This is a genomic window from Nitriliruptor sp., from assembly GCF_040882075.1.
Lineage (GTDB): Bacteria > Actinomycetota > Nitriliruptoria > Nitriliruptorales > Nitriliruptoraceae > Nitriliruptor.
In genome coordinates, this window is record NZ_JBBEBZ010000056.1 from 1 (window position 1) to 5,596 (window position 5,596).

Below are 5,596 nucleotides of genomic sequence, written 5' to 3' on the forward strand. Positions count from 1 at the left end.
CGGGGGTTGACCTCCTCGGAGAACACCACCTCCATGTCGATGAACCGGTCGAAGTAGCGCCGGACCCGCGACAGCTTCGCGATGGCCTCGTCACGCACCTCCGACGGCACGTCGATGTTCTTGCCCTTGACCGTGATCCTCACCTGGGGCCTCCTCGTCGTCCGCGCCGGCTGGCGCGGACCGGTGCCTGGTCGGCACCTCGGTCACGCCCGGTCCGGATCGTGTGGCCCCGGCGGGCGTCCCGGAGGACGGACGTCGGGTGGGCCGGCCCGTGCGCAGCCGGTGTCCGGGGTACGGGGTCGCACCGCGGCAGCCACGCCTGGCCCGGGGCCGTCGGGTGGTGGCGGGGTCGGGGTGGTCCGCAGCACCCGGCCCAGGTGGGTCCGGTCGACGCTAGTGCTCACCAGCGTCGACGTCAGGTGCCCGCCCGGTGTCACACGCCCCGGGGTCGGTGACCGCTCGCTCGGGGGTCATCCGGCTCGGCGCGACGGCGACCTTCGGCCCCCGTTGGGAGCCGACCTTCGTCCCTCGCGCCGGCGGGATCGACCGCACCGACGAGCGGGTGGTCGCCGGCACGGGCCAGGACCGCGAGGTGGACCGCGCCCGCCCCCGCAGCGAGCAGCGCCTCGGCCGCGCCCACCGCGGTGCGTCCGGTGGTGAGCACGTCGTCGACCAGTAGGACCACCGTGCCCGGGAGCGGCCGGACGGCGTGCTGACGTTCGCGACCACCGGACCGCACCGCCGTCAACAACGCCAGTTGTGGCAGACCCGTCGCGCGGGCCACCTGATCGGCGAGGACGGCCGCGTGATCGACGCCCCGGCGTCGCACGCGGTCGGCACCGGTCGCCACCCACGTCACGACATCGGCTGCAGGTCGTGCACGCGCGACCCGGTCCGCGAGCCGGGTCCCGAGCGCCGGCCACGCCGCGTGGGCACCCGACAGCTTGGCCGCCACGACCGCCGCCGCGACCGGTCCCCGGTAGTCGGCGACGGCGACGGTCGAGACGATCGGCGCGTCCGCTGGCCAACAACCGTGGCCGACCGTCCGCGGCCCCGCGCAGCGCGGGCAGGCGGGTGACGCCGCCAGTGGGAGGTCCCGGGCGCAGCGCCCACACCAGACCCCGTCGAGCGACGTGCCGCGGCGCCGGCACGCCAAGCACCGGACGGGAGCGAGCAGCTCGAGCACGGCGACGAACGGCCCGATGGCAGCGCCCTCCCGGTCGCAGCGGCCCGCGACCACCGCGGGCTGCGTCAGCCTGCCCGCCGCGACGGCCCGCGCAGGGTCGAGCCGGCGACGTCCTGTGGAGGAACGGGTCTCAGGAGGCCTCGTCGGAACGCTCGAGCACGCCGAACAGCACCCGCTCGAGATCCTGCGCGGCCCGGGCACCGACCTCGATCACCTCGGCGTGGGAGGTGGCGACACCCTCACCGTGCACGTTGGTCACCGAGGAGAAGCCGAGCACGCGCAGCCCCTCGTCACGCGCCGCGATGACCTCGTTGACGGTCGACATCCCGACCGCGTGCGCACCGAGCGTGCGGAGCATCGCCACCTCGGCCGGGGTCTCGTAGGTCGGGCCGACCAGCCCGGCGTAGACGCCCCGCTGCATCGTGAGGCCGAGACCACCAGCGACCTCGTGCGCGAGCTCCCGCAGAGCGGCGTCGTAGGCGCCGGCCATGTCGACGAAGCGCGGTGCGCCGTCCCGCAGGAGACCGGTCAGCGGCGACGTGCCGGTCAGGTTGAGGTGGTCGTCGATCACCATCAGGTCACCTGGCGTGAAGGTGTCGACGATGCCGCCGGCCGCGTTGGTCACCACGAAGGTCGAGACCCCGAGCTGCGCGGCCACCCGCACCAGCCGGGTCACGTCGTGGGCGCTGTGTCCCTCGTACAGGTGGATGCGGCCCGCCTGGACGAGGACCTCGCGGCCCGCGAGCTTGCCGCAGACCAGCCGGGCGGTGTGGCCCGGGACTGTGGACGCGGCCGTGCCGGGCAGGTCGAGCACGTCGATGACGACGGCGTCCTCGACCGCATCGGCGACCCCCCCGAGACCCGAGCCGAGCGTCAGCAGGACCTCGGGTTCGCGCCCATCGAGGCGGGCACGGAGGGCGGCGGTGGTGCGTTCGTTGCTCACGGTCGGTGACTCCTCGCTGGAGGGACGGGGTGGCGGGGGTTCAGTCGCTGCTGCGCTGGCGGGGCCGCGTCGCCTCGTCCACGAGCATGACCGGGATGCCGTCGCGCACCGGGTAGGTCAGGCCACAGCCGGTGCAGACCAGCACGTGCCGGCGCTCCTTGTGCTCGACCGGCTCGTGGCAGTCGGGACAGACCAGGATGTCGAGCAACCGCTCGTCGAGGGCCACGGGGTGCCTCCTGTCGTTCGGGTCAGACCGGGGCGAGGAGGTGGGACGTCACCTCGTCGCGGAGCCGCGAGAGCGCGGCGTCGTCGTCGCCCTCCACGTTCAGCCGCAGCAGCGGCTCGGTGTTGGAGGGTCGCAGGTTGAACCAGCCGTCGTCGAGCACGACCGTCAGACCGTCCTCGCGGTCGCTCGCCCCGCGGCCGGCGAAGGCCGAGGCCACGGCATCCACCCGGGCCTGCGGATCGTCGACGGTGAAGTTGAGCTCGCCCGACGAGGGGTAGCGGTCGTAGGGCGCGACGACCTCGGAGAGCGGCACCCCGGCGTCCGCGACGGCTTCGAGAAGCACCAGAGCCGCCACCAGCCCCGAGTCCGCACGGTGGTGGTCGCGGAAGTAGAAGTGACCGGAGTGCTCGACCGCGTAGATGGCGCCGGTCTCGGCCATCCGGCGCTTGATGAACGAGTGCCCGACCCGGGTCCGCACCGCGGTGCCGCCCGCCGCCTCGATGGTCTCCGGCACCACCCGCGAGCAGATGAGGTTGTGCAGGATGGTCTCACCGGGGTGCGCGCGCAGGAGCCGGTCGGCCACGACGGCGCCGATCAGCGCGGAGGCCACGGGCCGGCCGTGCTCGTCGACGGCGAACACCCGATCGGCGTCGCCGTCGAACGCCAGCCCGAGCGCGTGGCCGCCCTCGCGGACCACGCGCTGGAGGTCGACGAGGTTGGCGGGCTCCAGCGGGTTCGCGGGGTGGTTGGGGAACGTGCCGTCGAGTTCGAAGAAGAGCGGGGTGGTCTCGATGGGCAGGCCGGCCACCACGGCGGGCCACACGTGCCCAGCCATGCCGTTGCCCGCGTCGACGGCGACCCGGACCGGCCCGAGCACGTCGACATCGATGAAGCCGCGGACGTGCGCGGCGAACGGCTCGAGCAGGTCCCGCTCGGTGCGCTGCCCGCGGCTCTCCTCCGGCAACGCCGCGGGCACCCCGGCGAGCACCAGGTCACGCAGCTCCGCGAGCCCCGAATCGATGGCGACGGGGGCGGCGTCGGCGCGGCAGAGCTTGATCCCGTTGTAACCGGCCGGGTTGTGGCTGGCGGTGAACATCGCCGCCGGGGCGCCGAGCTCGCCCGAGGCGTAGGAGACGAGGTCGGTCGACGCGAGCCCGAGGTCGATCACGTCGACGCCCTGCCCCTGCAGCCCACGGGCGAACGCGTCCACCAGGTCGGGCGAGGACGGCCGCATGTCCCGACCGATCAGGAACGGTCCGTCGTCGGCGACGATCGAGGCAGCGGCAGCACCGAGGTCGTACACCACTTCGGGCGTCAGCTGCGACGCGGTCAGACCGCGGATGTCGTAGGCCTTGACCACCGCATCGAGCACGGCCGGATCGTGTGGCACGGACGCGTCCTCGGGTCGACGAGCGGCGGAGCCTACTCGCGCCCCTCGGCGCCGGCCCCCGCCGGTCGGCGCCCGCCGGTCACCACCGCAGCCGGTCCGGCGCGCTCGGGCAGATCCGGCACGACCGGCTCCAACGGCTCACCTGGCAGGTGGCGGCCGATGTACCGCTTCCGGGTGCGGCCGTCCTCCTTCCAGTACGCGTACCAGTAGGGCCCGTGTGGGCAGGAGGTGCAGGACGACTTGCCGCAACGGACCTGCTCCTGGCGGTAGCGGAGGGTCGCTGGCAGGTCCGGTTCCCGAGCCGGTTCCGGGTGGCCGTCCACGTGCACCAACAGCCCGCGCACGAGCAGCAGCAGCTGGCGCAGCTCGAACTCGTCGAGCCGCCGGACGGCGGTGACGAGCTCACGATCGATGGCCACGCCCCGCCCTCCTCGCCGGTCCGCGGGACCGTACTTGGGCTCCCATCGGCACCCAAGGAACCACAACCGCAACGGTCAACCCTTGAGGTGAAGTCGAGGTCGAACGTTCCCTCCGTGTGGGAGATCACCCGGACGCAGACGGCGCCCCGAGGCGAGCGGGGGCACGGTCGTCGCCGCACCCGTCGATCGGCCCCGGTGGGACCGACGCCCCGACTACCAGTCGGTGGCGGGCCCGCGCTCACCCGCGGCCGGCACGCGGCGGGGGGTGCGGACGGCCGGCAGCTCGATCGTCGGCTTGTCCCGGGTGTCGCGACGCGGTTCGGCCGCAGCCGGCGCCTCGATCACCGGAGCTGCCAGCAGCGTGTCGACCACCGATCGCCGACGACGTGGTGCGGCGGCGTCGAGCTCGGTCCGCGGCTCGACCCTGGCGAGGCCACCGTCGAGGTCCACCTGCACCGTGCGGGCGTCCGGGACGGCGCGGAGCGCGGCAGCGAGCACCGCCACGGTCGCGTCGCTGCCGAGGTCACGGGACGGGACCGGGGGTGCTTCCGGCTCGGACCGATCCTCGACCGGGCGCCGATCCTCGAGGCCCCACCCACGCGGCGGTTCGGTCCGGCTCGCGTGACGGGAGCACAGGTCGTAGCGCTGCGGATCCGGCTCGTCGCTGAGGCGCTCGACCAAGGCCTGGGCGGTCGCGTACGAGAACGTCAACGTCGCACGGGCCGGCGCGGGGCACCCGGGCCGCGAACAGGGCCGCTCTGCGGCGCGCGCCAGCGAGCGGACCACCCGCGAGCGGGGGGTGGAGGACGACGGCACCGCGGAGGAGTCAGCCATGTGGCGGACGCTAAACCACAACGGTGTGTTCCGGCAAGCACCCGCCACGGTCGCACACCCGTCTTGGGCACCCGGCCGCACCCAAGCCGGTGTTGTCGTTCGAGGCCGCGCCGCGACCCCGTACCCGGACGACGGTCCGGGCCTCCACGGGGCCAGCTACGGTCCACACCGTGAGGGACGACCGCCACGCGCGCCACCGCCGCGCCGACGTCGACCGCCGACGCCGCCCGGTCGACGGTCACCGCGTGCACGGCCGCGACCGCTTCGAGCGGATCGTGGTCGACGCGCTCGGCGCGCTGCCGCCACCCCTGCTCGCCCACCTCGACGGCGTGGCCCTCGCGATCGAGGAGGTCCCCGGACCGGACGTGGACGGTGCGGGCCAGGTCCCGCTCGCCCGCTACGCTCGGGGAGCGGCGACCGCCGCGGATGCGGCCCACCCCGCACCGGCGCGCCTCACCGTGTTCCGACGTCCGCTCGAGGCGCGAGCGCTGTCCCGCGCCGACCTCACCGAGCTGATCCAGCTCGCGGTCGTGCACGAGGTCGCCGACCACCTCGGTCTGGACGACGACGATCTCGATGGGCTCGGCTGGCCCTAAGT

Annotated in this window: 8 protein-coding genes; 1 reads left to right on the forward strand and 7 read right to left on the reverse strand. The window is 74.2% G+C overall.

Features of this window, described 5'->3' with window-relative positions; all coding sequences use genetic code 11:
* The 7 genes from WEB03_RS02760 to WEB03_RS02790 form a co-directional block, all read right to left on the reverse strand.
* Positions 1-143, reverse strand: a 143-nt coding sequence (locus tag WEB03_RS02760) for an HPF/RaiA family ribosome-associated protein (RefSeq protein WP_368069448.1), incomplete at its 3' end; no start/stop codon positions are given.
* Positions 144-433: 290 nt separating this feature from the next.
* Entirely contained in the window at positions 434-1,240 is an 807-nt protein-coding gene (locus WEB03_RS02765; protein ID WP_368069441.1) for a ComF family protein, read from the reverse strand.
* A gap of 76 nt (positions 1,241-1,316) precedes the next feature.
* The gene (locus WEB03_RS02770) at positions 1,317-2,129 is read right to left on the reverse strand and encodes a purine-nucleoside phosphorylase (protein ID WP_368069442.1); all 813 of its coding nucleotides are present in this window, start codon (positions 2,127-2,129) and stop codon (positions 1,317-1,319) included.
* A 40-nt stretch (positions 2,130-2,169) separates the two neighbouring features.
* The gene (locus WEB03_RS02775) at positions 2,170-2,355 is read right to left on the reverse strand and encodes a Trm112 family protein (protein ID WP_368069443.1); all 186 of its coding nucleotides are present in this window, start codon (positions 2,353-2,355) and stop codon (positions 2,170-2,172) included.
* A 22-nt stretch (positions 2,356-2,377) separates the two neighbouring features.
* Positions 2,378-3,745: a phosphomannomutase/phosphoglucomutase gene (gene manB / locus WEB03_RS02780; RefSeq protein ID WP_368069444.1), complete on the reverse strand. Its 1,368-nt coding sequence runs from the start codon at positions 3,743-3,745 to the stop codon at positions 2,378-2,380.
* A 32-nt stretch (positions 3,746-3,777) separates the two neighbouring features.
* Positions 3,778-4,164: a hypothetical protein gene (locus WEB03_RS02785; RefSeq protein WP_368069445.1), complete on the reverse strand. Its 387-nt coding sequence runs from the start codon at positions 4,162-4,164 to the stop codon at positions 3,778-3,780.
* A 213-nt stretch (positions 4,165-4,377) separates the two neighbouring features.
* A complete protein-coding gene (locus WEB03_RS02790; RefSeq protein WP_368069446.1) occupies positions 4,378-4,998 on the reverse strand; it encodes a DUF3499 family protein in 621 nt (206 codons plus the stop codon).
* Positions 4,999-5,168: 170 nt separating this feature from the next.
* Here WEB03_RS02790 and WEB03_RS02795 point away from each other — a divergent pair, with 170 nt between their 5' ends.
* Positions 5,169-5,594: a metallopeptidase family protein gene (locus WEB03_RS02795; protein ID WP_368069447.1), complete on the forward strand. Its 426-nt coding sequence runs from the start codon at positions 5,169-5,171 to the stop codon at positions 5,592-5,594.
* Positions 5,595-5,596 lie beyond the last annotated feature (2 nt).